At 38.4% G+C, this 17,438-nt stretch carries 14 protein-coding genes and 2 pseudogenes; 15 read left to right on the top strand and 1 reads right to left on the bottom strand.

Annotation, left to right across the window (positions count from 1 at the left end):
- The first annotated feature begins 160 nt into the window (after positions 1–160).
- The 8 genes and pseudogenes from ptb to PYW42_RS07120 all read left to right on the top strand — a co-directional run bounded on the left by ptb (position 161) and on the right by PYW42_RS07120 (position 8,027).
- Positions 161–982 carry a branched-chain phosphotransacylase gene (gene ptb, locus PYW42_RS07150; RefSeq protein ID WP_002409471.1) on the top strand — a complete coding sequence of 274 codons (822 nt, stop codon included), beginning with the start codon at positions 161–163 and terminating at the stop codon, positions 980–982.
- A gap of 18 nt (positions 983–1,000) precedes the next feature.
- Entirely contained in the window at positions 1,001–2,083 is a 1,083-nt protein-coding gene (gene buk, locus PYW42_RS07145) for a butyrate kinase (RefSeq protein ID WP_002365701.1), read from the top strand.
- 5 nt (positions 2,084–2,088) lie between these two features.
- Entirely contained in the window at positions 2,089–3,498 is a 1,410-nt protein-coding gene (lpdA, locus tag PYW42_RS07140; protein WP_002391793.1) for a dihydrolipoyl dehydrogenase, read from the top strand.
- A gap of 10 nt (positions 3,499–3,508) precedes the next feature.
- Positions 3,509–4,501: a thiamine pyrophosphate-dependent dehydrogenase E1 component subunit alpha gene (locus PYW42_RS07135; RefSeq protein WP_002360226.1), complete on the top strand. Its 993-nt coding sequence runs from the start codon at positions 3,509–3,511 to the stop codon at positions 4,499–4,501.
- A gap of 21 nt (positions 4,502–4,522) precedes the next feature.
- The gene (locus PYW42_RS07130) at positions 4,523–5,509 is read left to right on the top strand and encodes an alpha-ketoacid dehydrogenase subunit beta (RefSeq protein WP_002357475.1); all 987 of its coding nucleotides are present in this window, start codon (positions 4,523–4,525) and stop codon (positions 5,507–5,509) included.
- A gap of 23 nt (positions 5,510–5,532) precedes the next feature.
- Positions 5,533–5,703 (top strand): annotated as a pseudogene (locus PYW42_RS14175) (biotin/lipoyl-containing protein); the annotation flags it as partial.
- A gap of 192 nt (positions 5,704–5,895) precedes the next feature.
- Positions 5,896–6,831 (top strand): annotated as a pseudogene (locus tag PYW42_RS07125) (dihydrolipoamide acetyltransferase family protein); the annotation flags it as partial.
- A 143-nt stretch (positions 6,832–6,974) separates the two neighbouring features.
- Entirely contained in the window at positions 6,975–8,027 is a 1,053-nt protein-coding gene (locus PYW42_RS07120; RefSeq protein ID WP_002409472.1) for a PTS sugar transporter subunit IIC, read from the top strand.
- Between the two features lie 8 nt (positions 8,028–8,035).
- Here the strand turns inward: PYW42_RS07120 and PYW42_RS07115 are convergent, their stop codons facing one another.
- Positions 8,036–8,926, bottom strand: a complete 891-nt coding sequence (locus PYW42_RS07115) for a LysR family transcriptional regulator (RefSeq protein ID WP_002378358.1) — start codon at positions 8,924–8,926, stop codon at positions 8,036–8,038.
- Positions 8,927–9,102: 176 nt separating this feature from the next.
- Here PYW42_RS07115 and PYW42_RS07110 point away from each other — a divergent pair, with 176 nt between their 5' ends.
- From PYW42_RS07110 to trmFO, 7 genes are all read left to right on the top strand, one after another.
- On the top strand, positions 9,103–10,044 hold the full coding sequence (locus tag PYW42_RS07110) for a 2-dehydropantoate 2-reductase (RefSeq protein ID WP_002357479.1): 942 nt from the start codon (positions 9,103–9,105) through the stop codon (positions 10,042–10,044).
- A gap of 276 nt (positions 10,045–10,320) precedes the next feature.
- Entirely contained in the window at positions 10,321–11,172 is an 852-nt protein-coding gene (ylqF, locus tag PYW42_RS07105) for a ribosome biogenesis GTPase YlqF (RefSeq protein ID WP_002357480.1), read from the top strand.
- Position 11,173: 1 nt separating this feature from the next.
- On the top strand, positions 11,174–11,941 hold the full coding sequence (locus PYW42_RS07100) for a ribonuclease HII (RefSeq protein WP_002409945.1): 768 nt from the start codon (positions 11,174–11,176) through the stop codon (positions 11,939–11,941).
- Between the two features lie 60 nt (positions 11,942–12,001).
- Complete coding sequence (gene dprA, locus PYW42_RS07095) at positions 12,002–12,865, top strand: DNA-processing protein DprA (protein WP_002409946.1); 864 nt, start codon at positions 12,002–12,004, stop codon at positions 12,863–12,865.
- 90 nt (positions 12,866–12,955) lie between these two features.
- Positions 12,956–13,609 (top strand): CPBP family intramembrane glutamic endopeptidase, encoded by a 654-nt coding sequence (locus PYW42_RS07090; protein ID WP_002407055.1) that lies wholly within the window; start codon positions 12,956–12,958, stop codon positions 13,607–13,609.
- Positions 13,610–13,793: 184 nt separating this feature from the next.
- Complete coding sequence (topA, locus tag PYW42_RS07085; RefSeq protein ID WP_002357484.1) at positions 13,794–15,872, top strand: type I DNA topoisomerase; 2,079 nt, start codon at positions 13,794–13,796, stop codon at positions 15,870–15,872.
- A 107-nt stretch (positions 15,873–15,979) separates the two neighbouring features.
- A complete protein-coding gene (gene trmFO / locus PYW42_RS07080; protein WP_002409947.1) occupies positions 15,980–17,287 on the top strand; it encodes an FADH(2)-oxidizing methylenetetrahydrofolate--tRNA-(uracil(54)-C(5))-methyltransferase TrmFO in 1,308 nt (435 codons plus the stop codon).
- The last annotated feature ends 151 nt before the right edge of the window (positions 17,288–17,438 follow it).

The following is a 17,438-nucleotide window of genomic DNA, read 5'->3' as shown; positions in this document are numbered from 1 at the left end:
AGTAAATTAGATAACAATTGTTTAGAGAAAGAAAAGCTTGATTTACTAAGCTTTTCCTTCTCTATAAAAAATATTAATAAGGACATAAAAATTAACAATTTGTATGCGCTTACATACTGAGGTAGATTTAAAGTGTAAAGAAGAAAAATGAGGTGAGAAAATGATCACTGTTTCAATTGCAGGAGGTTCACAACCAGAGATTTTACAGCTAGTTAAAAAAGCGCTAAAAGAAGCCGAGCAACCGTTGCAGTTTATTGTATTTGATACAAATGAAAATCTTGATACTGAAAATCTCTGGAAATATGTTCATTGCTCAAATGAGGCCGCGGTAGCACAGGAAGCTGTCAGTTTAGTTGCAACCGGTCAAGCACAAATTTTATTGAAAGGAATTATTCAGACCCACACATTACTAAAAGAAATGTTGAAAAGTGAGCATCAATTAAAAAATAAACCGATTCTTTCCCATGTAGCAATGGTGGAGCTGCCTGCGGGAAAAACCTTCTTGTTAACCGATTGTGCGATGAATATCGCCCCCACTCAAGCGACCCTCATTGAAATTGTTGAAAATGCTAAAGAAGTCGCCCAAAAATTGGGACTGCACCACCCGAAAATTGCTTTGTTAAGCGCAGCGGAAAATTTCAATCCTAAAATACCTTCGTCTGTTTTAGCAAAAGAAGTCACGGCACATTTTAATAATCAACAAGAGGCTACGGTTTTTGGTCCACTTTCGCTTGATTTAGCGACCTCTGAAGAAGCGGTTGCGCATAAACGTTACAGCGGTCCTATCATGGGGGATGCAGATATTTTAGTGGTTCCAACTATTGATGTTGGAAATTGTTTATACAAATCATTAACCTTGTTTGGGCACGCCAAGGTGGGAGGAACGATTGTTGGCACAAAAGTCCCAGTCGTTTTAACATCTAGAAGCGATTCGACAGAAAGCAAATTCCATTCATTAAGATTTGCCATGAGACAAGTTTAAAAAAAGGAGCAGAAAACAATGGAAACAGTATTGGTTATTAATCCTGGCTCGACCTCCACTAAGTTAGCGCTTTTTGCTAATCATGATTGCTTGGCGGAAGAAACGCTTAGACATAGCGTCCAAGAATTGGCACCTTTTGAAAATGTTGTCAGTCAAACACCATTTCGAAAACAAATGATCGCGGAATTTTTAGAAACACATAACATCACACAATTAGCCGCTGTCGTAGGGCGTGGTGGTTTGCTTAAGCCTATTCCTGGCGGTACGTATCTTGTCGATCAACAAATGCTAGAAGACTTGCGGACAGAACGCTTTAATACCCATGCTTCAAATTTAGGGGCGATTTTAGCTAATGAGTTTGCAGAAAAATATCACGTGCCAGCCTTTATTGTCGATCCTGTTGTTGTAGATGAGCTACAGCCATTAGCCAGGATTTCCGGATTAAAAGGCATTCACCGGCGTAGCGTTGGTCACGCCTTAAATCAAAAAGCGGTCGCTCGAAAAATCGCTGAGGATTTAGGGAAAACATATGAGCAAAGCAATTTTATCGTTGTTCATTTAGGTGGGGGCATTAGCTTGGGGGCGCATCAAAAAGGCCGCATGGTGGATGTGGTAAATGGGCTTGATGGTGAAGGTCCTTATACGCCAGAACGCAGTGGTGCCTTACCGCTCGTTGAATTTGCGCAATGGATACTTGAACAGGAGTTAACGATTAGCCAAGTGAAAAAGCTAATTGCGGGTAATAGCGGCCTTAAATCATACCTAGGTGAAACAGATTTACGGCATATCCAAGCACAAATAGCTGCAGGTGATCAAACAGCAAATTACTATTTAAAAGGAATGTGTTACCAAATCGCAAAAAGTATTGGCGAGATGGCAGTGGTTCTTGAAGGCGCAATTGATGCAATTATTTTAACAGGGGGCGCAGCCTACTCGCAAACCGTTGTTCAAGAAATTAGTCAAAAAATCACTTGGATTGCACCAATTAAGGTTTACCCAGGTGAAATGGAGATGGCTGCTTTATATGAAGGCGTCAATCGAGTATTAACAGGGGAAGAACAAGCTTTAAATTATAGTGAAGCAAAAATTGAGCAGGAGTGATCAAAATGGCGGAACAAACAGATTTACTGATTTTAGGTGGCGGAACAGGAGGCTATGTAGCAGCAATTCGAGCCGCACAAAAAGGGCTAAACGTCACAATTGTTGAAAAATACAAATTAGGTGGCACTTGTTTGCACAAAGGCTGTATCCCTACAAAAGCTTTATTAAGAAGCGCAGAGGTTTTTGATACCTTAAAACAAGCGGCTTCTTTTGGGATTGAAACAGAGGCAGCGTCCATTGATTTTTCTAAAATACAACAACGGAAAGAAGGAATTATTGAGCAGTTACACAAAGGTGTTGAAGGCTTATGCAAAAAAAATAAAATCAAAATTTTAGCAGGCGAAGGTGCGATTTTAGGTCCCTCTATTTTTTCACCAGTCTCTGGCGCAGTGGCAGTTACGTTTAATGATCCAACACGGGAAGAAGAAATTATCGTTCCTAAAAATGTCATTATTGCGACAGGTTCTAGTCCTAAAACGTTACCTAATTTGCCACTGGATGAAGAATTTATCTTATCTTCTGATGGGATGCTTGAATTAGAAGAGCTACCAGAATCAATTGCAATTATTGGTGGTGGCGTTATTGGTGTCGAGTGGGCTTCTTTATTAAATAGCTTAGGTGTCAACGTAACTATCATTGAATTTTTGGATCGGTTACTTATAAATGAGAGTGCAACAATTTCTAAAGAATTAAAGAAACGTTTAGAGCAACGAGGAATTAACATTTTATTAGGTAGCAAAGTCCAAGAAGCGAAAGTTACCGGGCAGAAGGTTCAAATAGAAGTTGCAGGACAAGAAAGCCTCGCTGTTGACAAAGTCATGGTAGCAATTGGGCGTCAACCCAATATCAATAAGTTAGGGTTACAGAATACCTCAGTGAAATATACTGACAAAGGCATTGAAGTAAATGAATTTTATCAAACCACAGAAGGACATATTTATGCGATCGGTGATTGTATCGATACACTCCAACTAGCACATGTGGCTATGAAAGAAGGAGAGTTAGCTGTTCAGCATCTTTTAGGCGAGACAGTTGAACCTTTAAATTATACAAACGTGCCTCGAGGTGTTTATACAAATCCTGAAATAGCAAGTGTCGGCTATACTAGAGAAACTTTACCAGCAGATAAAGAAGTAGTGATTGGTACCTTTAATTTTAATGGTAATGGTAAATCACTTGTTTATGGAGAAACAGATGGCTTTATAGAAGTAATTCGTGACAAGAAGACCGATGATTTATTAGGGGTTTCTATGATTGGGCCACATGTCACGGATTTAATTGCCGAAGCAAGTACTGCCATGTATTTAGATGCCGCGCCCATTGAAATTGGTGAAGCAATCCATGCGCATCCAACAATGACAGAAGTATTGCAAGAAGCAGCCTTAGATACTTATGGCTTAGCGATTCACAAATAGAGAAAGGTTGATGAAAATGAAAACGCTTAAAAAATCGGGTTTATCAAAAGAAGAATTGATTCAGGCATATCGTCAAGTACTAAGAGGACGTCGTTTAGACGAACGGTTGTGGCAATTAACAAGGATTGGTAAGACCTCTTTCAATATTTCTGGTCAAGGGGCAGAAGTTGCACAAGTAGCGATGGCGATGGCTTTTGATCCTCAAAAAGATTATTTTTTACCGTATTATCGTGATATGACCGCGTGCTTGGTTTGGGGCATGACCTCCAAAGATATTTTAATGGGTTCTTTTGGAAAAGAAGCGGATCCTTCTTCCCATGGTCGTCAAATGCCGAATCATTATGGTTCAAAAGAGCATAATATTGTTTCCTTCTCTTCAACAGTAAGTACACAAATGCCATTAGCGACAGGTGTTGGTTATGCAGCGCAACTTCAAAAAGCTGATTTTGTTGCATTGACCACCACTGGGGAAGGCTCTGCCAATCAAGGAGAAGTCCAAGAAGCTATGAACTTTGCAGGCGTAAAAAAATTACCAGTCATTTTTGTTGTTGAAAATAATGAATATGCGATTTCTGTCCCAATTGAAGAACAGTATGCCAATAAACGAATGGCCGATCGCGCGAAAGCTTATGGCTTTGAAGGTGTAACCGTTGATGGTAGTGATTTTACTGAAGTCTATCTAGCATTTAAAGAAGCAGTAAAAGCGGCTCGCGGGAAAAAAGGACCAAAATTGATTGAATTAATGGTTTCTCGCTTGACTTCTCATTCCGCTGACGATGATCAATCTGTTTATCGTTCAAAAGAAGAAATTGAAGAAATGAAAAAGAACGATGCAGTGAAGCTTTTTGAAAAACAATTATTAGAAGAGGGCTATTTAACAGACGAAGACATTGCCAAAATTGATGAAGAAATTCGTGCAGAAATCAATCAAGCAACGGATGAAGCAGAAGCAATGCCAGATCCTGTACCGACATCAATTTTAGAAGAAGTGTATGCAAAATAAGAGAAGAGGAGAAGAAATATAATGGCTGAGATGACTTATTTAGAAGCAATTAACTTAGGAATTTCTGAAGAAATGGCTCGTGATGAAAAAGTAGTTATTTTTGGAGAAGATGTCGGCGGCGACAAAGGCGGCGTGTTCGGTGTAACAAAGGGCTTGGCTGCTAAATACGGTGACGAGCGTTGTTTTAATACACCGTTAACAGAAGGCTTAATTGGTGGTTTAGCTGTCGGCTTAGGTTTAATGGGCTATCGCGCAATTGGTGAATTTCAATTTGCGGATTACATTTTGCCTGCAACCAATCAATTGTTATCAGAGGCTCGGACAATGCGCTATAGAACAAAAGGCGATTGGACTGCGCCAATCGTTTATCGGACCCCTTATGGCGGCGGTGTTCGTGGCGGACTGTATCATTCTCAGTCTACAGAAAAAGTTTTTTGTGGACAACCAGGATTAAGAGTTGTGACCCCTTCTAATCCTTATGATGCAAAAGGGATGATTAAAGCAGCGATTCGTTCCGATGATCCAGTCATTTTTTACGAACATAAGCGTTTATATCGTCTACTAAAAGATGAAGTGCCTGCAGATGATTATATCGTACCAATTGACAAAGCCAATGTCGTTAGAACGGGTAGTGATTTAACCGTGATTAGTTACGGCATGACCTTGCAATTAGCTTTAGCTGCGGCGGAAAAACTAGCCGCTGAAGGAATTGATGCCGAAATCGTCGATGTTCGCTCATTATATCCTTTAGATCGCGAAACATTAGTAGCTGCAGCTAAGAAAACAGGGAAGGTTTTACTCGTAACAGAAGACAATAAAGAAGGCAGCGTGATGAGTGAAATTGCGGCAATGATTTCAGAAGATGCTCTCTTTGATTTAGATGCACCGATTCAACGACTTGCAGGACCTGATTGTCCAAGCATGCCTTATGCATTACCTTTAGAAAGAGAATTTTTAATCAATGAAGAGCAAGTATTAGCAGCAATGAAAGAATTAGCAGAATTTTAATTGAAGCAAGGAGGAAAAAATAAATGGCCACAAAAGAAATCAAAATGCCTCATCTAGGCGAAAGTGTCACAGAGGCAGCCATTGTCCAATGGTTAGTTAAACCAGGAGATTCAGTGAAACGTTATGATCCCTTAATGGAAGTCGTTTCTGATAAAGTCACCACGGAAGTCCCATCAGATTTTGATGGTGTAGTAAAAGAATTTCTGATTTCTCTAGATACAGATGTGCCCATCGGAACAGCGGTGATGACGTTAGAGACAGAAGAAACAACCGAAAAAACAGAAGAAGCTACTTTAGCACCAGTGAAAGAAGCAAGTGCGGAACAAGCACAAGAACATGAAACGGTTGAAACAACAAGCACTGCGACGTCCCATCAAAAAAATAATGGTCGTTATTCCCCAGCAGTCCTTAAAATTGCCCAAGAAAAAAAGATTGATTTAACACAAGTTACAGGGACAGGTCGTGATGGTCGAATTACTAGAAAAGATGTTACAAACTTTACACCAACACAGGCAAGAACGCCTGAGAAAACAGTGAGTCCAGGAACTAGCCCTTCAATTTCAGAGGAGCCAGTTGCTTCGCAAAATGAAAGCGCCGCAACAGCTAGTCCAACTGAAACAACCACAGATAAAATTGTCTCTGCAGATCCTGTACGTAAAGCAATTGCTAAAAAAATGGTCCAAAGTGTCAACGAAATCCCTCACGCTTGGTTAATGGTGGAAGCGGATGTGACCAACTTAGTCCAACTTAGAAATTCATTAAAAGATGAATTTAAACAACAAGAAGGCCTGTCTCTAAGCTTCTTCCCATTTTTTGCCAAAGCAGTCATTCAAGCGTTAAAGAAAAATCCAAAAATCAATACATCTTGGGATGATGGCTCAATTATTTATCATAAAGATGTTAATTTATCCATAGCTGTAACGACAGACGAGCATCTTTACGTGCCAGTGATTCAACAAGCGGATAACTATTCGATTGCAGGGCTAGCTAAAGAAATCAATCGCTTGGCACAAGAAGTCCGACAAGGAACGCTAGCAAGCAAAGAAATGCAAGGAGGGACCTTTACTCTTAATAATACTGGAACACTAGGTTCCGTCCAATCGATGGGAATTATTAACCATCCACAAGCTGCGATATTACAAGTAGAGTCAATTAATAAACGCCTTGTGCCAACCGCAGATGGAGGCTTTAAAGTGGCAGATATGGTTAATTTATGTCTTTCTATTGATCATCGAATTTTAGATGGACAACAAGCAGGTAAGTTCTTGCGAGATGTTAAAGATAATTTAGCGAAATATAATGCGGATACGGATGTATATTAAAAATCGTTCCTTGCTTTAGTTAAATAAAAAGCGCCTCAAAGAAATAAGCGCTCTTCTTTGAGGCCGCTCTTTATCTAACAGAAAGTTCAATCATTCTCAAACTTGTTTTAAAAAAACAAAAATAATCAATAGGAGTGTTGAAAATGCCCACTGATAAACTGGATGCTCAATTAACCCCAAGAATATTTTTTAACAAAGTGTTAGCTGGAACAGCTTCCGGCACCATTATCGCCTTAATTCCCAATGCTGTATTAGGAGCCATTTTAAAATATTTTGCAGAATACAAGATTATCGAAATGATTATTCATGCGGCGCAAATTTTCCAACTAGCCACCCCTTTAATTATTGGTGGACTGATTGCTTTTCAATTTGGCTTAACGCCACAGAAAATGATGATTGCTGGCGGTGCAGCATTTGCTGGCTCTGGCGTGATTAAATTTAATTCAGAAGTGAAAGGCTTTATTGGTGCAGGCACTGGTGACATCATTAATATTATGATTACCGCTTCTGTTGCAGTCTTACTTTTATTAGTCATCGATAAAAAATTCGGTTCAGTGGAAATCATTGCTTTACCGATCGTTATTGGAGTAGGTGCAGGCTTGTTTGGCATGTTGATTTACCCATATGTGACACAGATCACGGTCGCCATTGGTAAAGTGATTAACAATTTTACTGATTTCCAGCCAATTATCATGAGTATTTTAATTGCTTGTTCATTTGCTGCACTGATTATTTCGCCAATCACTACTGTGGCAATCGGTTTGGCGATTCAGTTGAATGGCTTGTCTGCAGGTGCTGCTGCAATGGGAATTGCAGCCACAACTGTTGTTCTTGTGATTAATTCTTGGAATGTCAACCAATCGGGAGTGACACTGGCTGTCTCTTTGGGCGGCATGAAAATGATGATGCCTAACTTATTTAAATACCCAATTATTTTAATTCCTTGTTTATTTACAGCGACTATTTCAGCAATTCCTGTGGTTCTATTCAACATTTCAGGAACCCCACAATCGGCTGGATTTGGCTTGGTTGGACTCGTGGGACCACTTGCTTCATTGGATGCGGGCTTAGGGATCTTACCCTTACTCTTTTCTTGGTTTGTTGTTCCAATTGTCGCGGGTTTATTCTCAAAATTCTTATTTGAAAAAGTGTTGAAACTTTATGATAGTAAAGTCGTCTTTGCTTATCAAGGCTAGGCTATCCATTAATTTTCTTTAATGATTCGTATAAAATCTCTAACATCTTCTGTCATACTAAAATCGCGGCGCAAAGCAATGCCGATGGGGAAATAGTCAAACTTATCTTTTAAAGGAATCCATTTCAGTCCCTGACTTTTTCCCACTTCATAATATTCAATCGGCAGCAAACAAATCGAATTATTTTTTTGTAAACTATAAAGAAGTACTTGTAAATCATCGTTATGCAAAATGATATTCGGCTCATAACCGAAGCTCCGAGTCCGATCTAGTAGTAGGCGACCAATCATAAAATTATCACTTAACGATGAAAATCGTTGATCTTTCAAATCTTTAAAAGTTAATTTTTCATATTGGGAGAGAGGATTTGATTCTGGTACCACGACATAAACATGGTAGCCTTTGGTAGTCGTTTCTAAAGGTTCAATATGAATAATTTCAGGTAAGGTATTTGGGAAAGAAATTAGTCCCATATCAATTTCTTTATTTGCTAACATCGTTTGTAATTTTGGCGAGCCATCTTGCTGTAATATTAAATTCACATGTGGATGGGTTGTTAAAAATCGTGAAATTTCTTTCATAAATTGTACAGCAAATAAAGTAGTTAAGCCTAAACGCAATTGCTTTTTAACTGGTTTCTGGTTCATTTCACGAATATCTGTTACCAATTGATCGAATTGAAAAACAACTTCTTGGCCATGTTCATATAAATAAACACCTGTATCGGTTAATTGAAACGGTTGATCAGAATGATCAAACAACGCTGTGCCTAACTCAGATTCCATTTTTTTCAATGCTAAAGAAAGTGTTGGTTGGGTGACAAATAAATTGCGAGCGGCCGCCGATAAACTGCGGGTATTAACAATTTCAATGAAGTACTTTAAAAGCTGAATATTCATCAGAAACTCCCCTTCTTTTTAAAAGCGCTTACATAAATGCGCTTGGATAAAAAATAACAAATAGATCACTTATAATATAACATATGTTTTGCCTTTTTATTGCTATAAAAGTAAGAGATAGAGATTTTCTTAGCAGATTTTTACCTAAAAATAAAAAATTGAACGGAGGAAAAGAAATGAAGATTATTATCGCAGGTGCTGGCGCTATGGGCAGTCGCTTTGGACTAATGTTACATCAAGCAGGAAATGACGTTATTTTTGTTGATGGTTGGCCAGAACATATTGAAGCAATAAGAAAAAACGGGTTAGTTGCTGATTTTAATGGCGAAGTGGTGACCGCTAAAATTCCTATTTATCCTCAGACAGAAGTAGCAAGCATCGATTTTACAGCAGACTTAGTTATCCTATTTACAAAAGCAATGCAACTGGAAGGAATGCTTGAAGCATTAGAACATTTCCTTAATAAAAATACGAAAGTTTTATGCTTGTTAAATGGAATTGGTCACGAAGATATTATCAAAAAATACGTGCCTTACGAAAATATTTTATTAGGAAACACAATGTGGACCGCTGGGTTAGAAGGACCTGGCAAAGTAAAATTATTTGGCAATGGTTCGATTGATTTACAAAATTTAGGAGCGCAAAGTGAACAAGCGGCAGAAGCAGTCATTAAGGTATTAAATAACGCTGGCTTAAATGCACGTTATTCTGAGAATATTTTATCATCCATTTATAAGAAGGCTTGCGTAAATGGAACAATGAATGGTTTATGTACTTTGTTGGATTGTAATATGGCAGACTTTGGCGAAACAGAGCAAGCAGATCAAATTGTTCAACAAATAGTTAATGAATTTTTAGCAGTCGCTGAAGTGGAACAAGTTACGTTAGATAAACAAGCAGTTCTTCAACAAATCCGCTCGTGTTATAATCGAGAAACAATTGGTTTGCACCATCCATCGATGTATCAGGACTTAATAACCAATCATCGTTTAACCGAAATTGATTATATCAATGGAGCAATTGTTCGCAAAGGGAAAGCCTATGGGATTGCTACACCGTACTGTCAGTTTTTAACAGAGTTAATTCATTGTAAAGAAAATTTACTTCATGCGAAATAACGAGTAAAAACAGAAATACTCTTGAGTCGGTCTTGAGAAGAGCTTGACCTACTTCTTTCTATACTTTACCAGTGTACAAGGCTGAGACAAAATCCAAAGTGAGTTTGTCTCAGCTTTTTTGTTTTTTAAAGAACACTACAGAAAATAAATCAAATCCGTGAAAAATATGTTAAACTAGAGAAGGTGTTTTTTCGCAAGAATCTACGCGGAACACAGGATTCGTTGAAGAATTGAAATCAAAGAAACAATGTGTTAAAGAAGGGATTTGAACAGATTATGACCATTCAATGGTTTCCCGGCCATATGGCCAAAGCAAGAAGAGAAGTTTCTGAAAAAATCAAATATGTCGATATTGTATTTGAACTAGTTGATGCGCGGTTACCGCTTTCTTCCCGTAACCCAATGATGGACCAAATTGTCCAACAAAAACCACGATTAGTCCTTTTAAATAAAGGGGACTTAGCAGATAATGACCAAAATAAAAAATGGCAACATTACTTTCAAAAGAAAGGGTACCAAACCCTAGTCATCAATGCCCAACAAAATAAAGGAATCAATAAAATTGTGCCAGCAGCCAAGGAAGCGTTAAAAGAAAAATTGGCTCGTGAACAGGCGAAAGGCTTGAAACCGCGTGCGATTCGCGCCATGTGTATCGGGATCCCCAATGTTGGTAAGTCAACCTTAATGAATCGTTTAGTCGGAAAAAAAATTGCGCAAACTGGGAACAAGCCAGGCGTGACAAAAGGACAACAATGGTTACGCTCTGGTTCCCAATTGGAATTACTGGATACACCAGGAATTCTCTGGCCAAAATTTGAAGATGAGGAAATTGGGAAAAAATTAGCTTTAACTGGCGCTATAAAAGATCAATTATTGCATTTAGATGATTTGGCGATTTATGGATTAGAATTTTTTGCACGTTTTTATCCGCAACGTTTGACGGAACGATATGGTTTAACAGAGGAAGAGCTATTTTTACCTGCCCCAGAACAATTGATGTTAATTAGCCAAAAACGTGGTTTTAGAGATGATTATAATCGAGCCAGCGAAATGATTATTTTAGAAATTCGCAGTGGAAAATTAGGTACGTATACTTTGGACCGCTGGGAAGAACTAGGAGACGAATAACATGGTAAAAGAGTCGATTCAGGCAATCAAAGAAGCGTTGTTAACGGTCACTGATGCAACCGATGAACGATTAGCAAGCTGGCGAGAAGATGAACGTTCAGGAGTGCAACAAGCTATCAAACAATGGGAACGTCGCCAGTTAGCCAAAGAACAAGAGTGGCAACTTTTTAAAAAAATGAGTCAATTTGAGGAAGCGGCCTATAAAAAAGGCCATCGTTTAATTGCGGGAATTGATGAAGTAGGCCGCGGACCATTAGCTGGTCCTGTTGTGACAGCTGCAGTTATTTTGCCGAAAGATTGTCAATTATTAGGCTTAAATGATTCAAAAAAACTATCTGCTAAAAAACGGGAAACGTTATATAACCAGATTCAAGAACAGGCTGTCGCTATCGGGTTAGGTATCGCTGATCAAGGAGTCATTGACCAAATTAATATTTATCAAGCAACTAAACAAGCGATGAAAATGGCAATTGATGATTTAGCTTTTGCACCAGATTATTTGTTAATTGATGCAATGCAGTTAGACGTTCCCCAACCACAAGAAAGTTTGATTAAAGGGGATGCACGCTCCATTTCGATTGCAGCAGCCAGTATTATTGCAAAAGTAACAAGAGATCGATTAATGGAAGAATATGATGAATTATATCCTGGATATGGATTTAAAAACAATGCAGGCTATGGAACAAAAGAACATCTTCTCGGGTTAGAAAAATACGGTGTAACACCCATTCATCGACGTACGTTTGCGCCAATAAAAGATATGATTTAAAAATAAAACACTTTTTTTACGTATTCTTATTTTAAGAAGATGTGAAAGAGGTGTTTTTTGTTGGAAATTTTACAACGACAATTATTATTTAAATTAGCGGTATGCCAAGGAATTGGCAATTTAGGTATCTTAAAAGTGTTACAAGAAGCTATCGCACAAAAGCGTGTTGATTTTTCCAGTACAGAAATTATTAGAATTGCTGAAATCAAGAAATATCGTGAATTATTTGAACAATCTTGGTCACACCATACGATTCATAGTGAAGCGTTATATATACGACAATGCCAACACCAATTTATGACAATTTTAGATGCCGTCTATCCTAAATTATTACGAGAAATTTATAATCCACCAGCAATTCTTTTTTATAGAGGAAATTTACAATTGTTAAGTAGAAGGAAAATTGGCATCGTCGGCGCTCGCTATGCCACTTCGTATGGGTTAAGAGTGACTGAAGCTCTGGTTCCTAAAATAGTCAAAGAAGGATTCACAATCGTCAGTGGTCTTGCCAAAGGCATTGATAGTCGTAGCCATGAGATGGCCATCCAGAACGGGGGTCAGACAATTGGAATTTTAGGCACTGGATTAGATGTATATTATCCGTATGAAAAGAAAGAATTACAGCAAACTATGAAGCAGAATCAGCTTGTTTTAACAGAATATGTGAATGGGAGTGGGCCGAAAAAATATCATTTTCCTGCACGTAATCGCATTATTGCTGGATTATCTTTAGGGGTCTGCGTGATGGAAGCTCGTAAGAATAGTGGCTCTTTAATTACTGCACAAGCAGCGATGGATTACGGGCGCGAGGTATTTGCCGTACCGGGAAGTATTTTCCAGTCTTTTTCAACAGGCTGCCATGAATTAATTCAGGACGGCGCTAAATGTGTTCAGACAATTGATGATATTTGTGAAGAATTGTGACTTTTACTAATTGTGAATTGACAACCTACGTTCACTTCGGTACTATTTAATCAGATTTTAATCTTTTGGTTGGTAGTTAGGAGTGTCTAAATGGAAACGGTTGTTAGAAAAAGATGGTTGTTTGGTATGCAGCTACTGGGCTTTTTGATTTTGGATCAAATTCCTTTGATGATGGTCTCAGTTGTTCAATTTTCTACAGAAAATTTTTGGTTTCGCTTTGTTAGTGGATTAGTGGCTGTTGGACTTGGTGCCTATTTCGTCTATCTATTTGTTGCTTTTTTGAAAAAGAAAAAGCTCATAACTTGGACTTTTTTAGGAATCAAAGAAACCTTGCCAGTGGTCTTGTTAGGTTTGGTGATAATATTTTGTGTGGGAATACTTGGTGATTTCTTATTACGTCTGGAAGGACTAGAGACGACCTCTAACCAACAAAGTGTTGAAGAAATTGTCCAAGCCATTCCTAAAGGGCTTATACTTATTTTTGCAGGTGTGATTGGGCCAATTTTCGAAGAGGGAATTTTTCGTGTCGGGATTCAAGCGTTTTTCAAGCCAGCTTCAAAAATAGGCATACTCGTTTCTTCTATTTTATTTGCACTTGTGCACACGCCGACAGATATAGGTAGTTTTGTTATTTATTGGGGCATGGGTTTAGCTTTAAGTTGGGTCTATCTACGCACGGGTCGCTTTGAAGCTGCTGTCTTGACTCATTTTGTTTGGAATGTTATAGGTATTTTAATGCTTTAGGATAAAATCTATAAATCATAGGCATTTTTTATTTATAAATTCGGACAGTCAAACAGAAATGACAGAAATGTTAGAAAGCCTAGTCTTGACAAACCTGTTCTATATAGCATATGATGTATTACGATTTGTGCGTTTTTTACATATATTATATAGTAGGAAAGCGAACGCGAAAGGAGCTAATTGAATGGCCTATAAGTATCTCGTGATTGTAGAATCACCTGCCAAAGCCAAAACAATTGAAAAATATCTAGGAAGAAACTACAAGGTGGTTGCCAGTGTTGGTCACATTCGCGATTTACCAAAAAGTAAAATGGGGATTGATATTGAAAATAATTATGAACCTCATTATATTTCGATTCGCGGAAAAGGCGATGTCATCAAAAGTTTAAAAGCGGCTGCAAAAAAAGCTGAAAAAGTCTATCTCGCAGCCGATCCGGACCGAGAAGGTGAAGCAATTGCTTGGCATTTAGCTTATCTTCTTGGCCTTGATTTAAAAGATAAAAACCGTGTGGTATTCAATGAGATCACTAAAGAAGCGGTAAAAGCGGCATTTAAAGAACCTAGAACCATCAACGTTGATTTAGTTGATGCACAACAAGCACGGCGCATTTTAGACCGTTTAGTTGGATACTCGATTAGTCCTATTTTATGGCGTAAAGTCAAAAAAGGTTTGAGTGCTGGTCGTGTGCAATCTGTTGCTTTAAAAATGATTATTGATCGAGAAAATGAAATTCGAGAATTTAAACCTGAAGAATATTGGAGCATTGATGGGAATTTCCAAAAAGGTCGCAAGAAATTCAAAGCAAATTTCTGGGGCGTAGATGGTAAAAAGAAAAAATTACCAAATGCAGAAGCGGTGAAAGAAATCACTTCTCGAATTGACGGTAAAGATTACGATGTTACAAAAGTTGAGAAAAAAGAACGGAAACGTAATCCTGCATTACCTTTTACAACCAGTAGTTTACAACAAGAAGCGGCACGTAAATTAAATTTCCGTACCCGTAAAACCATGATGGTTGCGCAACAATTGTATGAGGGAATTGCTTTAGGGAAACAAGGCACTGTGGGGCTGATTACCTACATGCGTACAGACTCAACCAGAATTGCCGATTCCGCCAAAGCAGAAGCTGCTGAATTCATTGAAAAGACCTACGGAGATGAGTTCTCAGCACATGGCGGCCGCAAAGCAAAAAATACGCAAGGTGCACAAGATGCCCATGAAGCGGTTCGTCCGTCAAGCGTTTTAAGAACACCCGATGAAATGAAGAAGTATTTAGATAAAGATCAATTAAAATTATATACTCTTATTTGGTCGCGCTTTGTTGCTAGTCAAATGACACCAGCGATTTTAGATACCATGAAGGTCACGCTTCAACAAAACGGCGTAACGTTTATTGCCAATGGCTCCAAAGTGAAATTTAAAGGGTTTATGCAAGTATACGTTGAAGGACGCGATGATGGTAAAGAAGACAAGGAAAATATTTTACCTGAATTAGTAGAAGGTGACGTTGTTAAATCGGTCGATATCGAACCGAAACAACACTTTACTCAACCACCGGCTCGTTTTAGTGAAGCCACGTTAATCCGGACTTTAGAAGAAAATGGTGTGGGCCGACCATCAACATATGCGCCAACATTAGAAACCATTCAACGGCGTTATTACGTGAAGCTAACCAATAAACGGTTTGAACCAACGGAATTAGGTGAAATTGTGAATTCTCTAGTTTCAGAGTTTTTCCCACAAATTGTCGATACACATTTTACAGCGACAATGGAAACGGACCTAGATAAAGTCGGTGAAGGCCAAGAAAAATGGGTTGAAGTTGTCGATCGCTTCTACAAGCCCTTCGAAAAAGAATTAACAAATGCCGAAGAAAAGATTGAAAAAATCCAAATTAAAGATGAACCAGCAGGCTTTGACTGCGAACTATGTGGACATCCAATGGTGATTAAACTGGGTCGCTACGGAAAATTTTATGCATGTAGTAATTTCCCAGATTGTCGGAATACAAAAGCGATCGTTAAAGAAATTGGCGTGACGTGTCCTGTGTGTCACGAAGGACAAGTTATCGAACGCAAATCAAAGAAAAATCGGATTTTCTATGGCTGTAGTCGGTACCCAGAGTGTGACTTCACTTCTTGGGACAAACCAGTAGGCCGACCATGTCCAAAATGTGGGCAATATTTAGTAGAGAAAAAAGTTAAAGGCGGCAAACAAGTCGTTTGTATCAATGGCGATTATGAAGAAAACGTCCAAAAATAAGAAAAATTGAGACCGAAGAATTTACTTCGGTCTTCTCTTTTAGTAAAATGAATTGAGTTTGTAAGAGACAGCTCTTAACTTCTTGACATAGAAAGGAAATTTTATACATGAAAAAAAAAGTCACAATTATTGGTGCCGGTTTAGCCGGAAGTGAAGCGGCATGGCAAGTGGCCAATGCTGGGGTACCAGTTGATTTATATGAAATGCGCCCTGTCAAAAAGACACCAGCGCATCAAACAGAAAATTTTGCAGAGTTAGTTTGTTCTAATTCATTACGTGGAAATAGTTTAACCAATGCGGTAGGTGTTTTGAAAGAAGAAATGCGCCGTTTAAATTCAATCATTATTGGTAGTGCAGATCAAACCGCTGTACCAGCTGGCGGCGCCTTAGCAGTTGACCGTGATTCTTTTTCTGAAACAATCACTGAAAAAATTAAAAGTCATCCATTAATTACAATCAAAAATGAAGAGATCACCGATATTCCGGAAGGGATTGTAATTATTGCAACGGGTCCTTTAACCTCTGAAAGCTTATCTCAAAAAATTCAAGAATTTAATGGTTCTGAAGGCTTTTATTTTTACGATGCAGCAGCACCAATTATTGATAAATCAACAATTGACATGGATAAAGTTTATTTAAAATCTCGTTATAACAAGGGGGAAGCGGCTTACTTAAATTGTCCGATGACTGAAGAAGAGTTCAATGCTTTTCATGAAGCGCTAGTCAATGCAGAAGTGGTTCCTTTACGCACGTTTGAAAAAGAGAAGTTTTTCGAAGGCTGTATGCCCATCGAAGTAATGGCGCAACGTGGCATTAAAACCATGTTGTTTGGCCCAATGAAACCTGTCGGACTAGAAGACCCTAAAACAGGTAAACGCCCTTATGCTGTAATTCAATTACGTCAAGACAATGCTGCAGCTTCTTTATACAATATTGTTGGTTTCCAAACGCATTTAAAATGGGGCGAACAAAAACGAGTATTCCGTATGATTCCAGGATTAGAAAATGCTGAATTTGTTCGCTATGGCGTCATGCATCGTAATAGTTTTATGAATTCTCCAGAGTTGCTAAAGCCAACCTACCAATCAAAAAAACGTGACGATCTGTTTTTTGCTGGACAAATGACTGGTGTTGAAGGATATGTTGAAAGCGCGGCAAGTGGTTTACTTGCAGGTATTAACGCAGCTCGTCTTGCCAAAGGGGAAGAGCCGATTGAATTCCCTCGCGAAACGACTTTAGGAAGTATGGCTTATTATATTACACATGCAGAAGGCAAACATTTCCAACCAATGAATGCAAACTTTGGGCTTTTCCCAGAGTTACCTGAACGAATTCGTGACAAAAAAGAACGCTATGAAGCAATTGCTAATCGGGCCTTAGATGTCCAAGCTCAAGTTATCCAATCTTTAGACTAAATTAGAAAAAATATGAGAAAAGACCGAGCATCATTGCTAAGAAATGCGATGATACTCAGTCTTTTAATTTTTAGAAAAAAATAACAAAAGCTAAAGAATAGTTAAAATTGTGAACATATTTAGAAATATTGATTAAATTCTGACAACTTAA

This window comes from Enterococcus faecalis (assembly GCF_029024925.1).
GTDB classification, from domain to species: Bacteria; Bacillota; Bacilli; order Lactobacillales; family Enterococcaceae; genus Enterococcus; species Enterococcus faecalis.
This window is presented reverse-complemented; position numbering and strand designations above follow the sequence as displayed.

Bases quoted from the DNA above. Each gene is read 5' to 3' on its own strand.
- ptb (WP_002409471.1), top strand. From the start codon at position 161: ATGATCACTGTTTCAATTGCAGGAGGTTCACAACCAGAGATTTTACAG.
- buk (WP_002365701.1), top strand. From the start codon at position 1,001: ATGGAAACAGTATTGGTTATTAATCCTGGCTCGACCTCCACTAAGTTA.
- lpdA (WP_002391793.1), top strand. From the start codon at position 2,089: ATGGCGGAACAAACAGATTTACTGATTTTAGGTGGCGGAACAGGAGGC.
- PYW42_RS07135 (WP_002360226.1), top strand. From the start codon at position 3,509: ATGAAAATGAAAACGCTTAAAAAATCGGGTTTATCAAAAGAAGAATTG.
- PYW42_RS07130 (WP_002357475.1), top strand. From the start codon at position 4,523: ATGGCTGAGATGACTTATTTAGAAGCAATTAACTTAGGAATTTCTGAA.
- PYW42_RS07120 (WP_002409472.1), top strand. From the start codon at position 6,975: ATGCCCACTGATAAACTGGATGCTCAATTAACCCCAAGAATATTTTTT.
- PYW42_RS07115 (WP_002378358.1), bottom strand. From the start codon at position 8,926: ATGAATATTCAGCTTTTAAAGTACTTCATTGAAATTGTTAATACCCGC.
- PYW42_RS07110 (WP_002357479.1), top strand. From the start codon at position 9,103: ATGAAGATTATTATCGCAGGTGCTGGCGCTATGGGCAGTCGCTTTGGA.
- ylqF (WP_002357480.1), top strand. From the start codon at position 10,321: ATGACCATTCAATGGTTTCCCGGCCATATGGCCAAAGCAAGAAGAGAA.
- PYW42_RS07100 (WP_002409945.1), top strand. From the start codon at position 11,174: ATGGTAAAAGAGTCGATTCAGGCAATCAAAGAAGCGTTGTTAACGGTC.
- PYW42_RS07090 (WP_002407055.1), top strand. From the start codon at position 12,956: ATGGAAACGGTTGTTAGAAAAAGATGGTTGTTTGGTATGCAGCTACTG.
- topA (WP_002357484.1), top strand. From the start codon at position 13,794: ATGGCCTATAAGTATCTCGTGATTGTAGAATCACCTGCCAAAGCCAAA.
- trmFO (WP_002409947.1), top strand. From the start codon at position 15,980: ATGAAAAAAAAAGTCACAATTATTGGTGCCGGTTTAGCCGGAAGTGAA.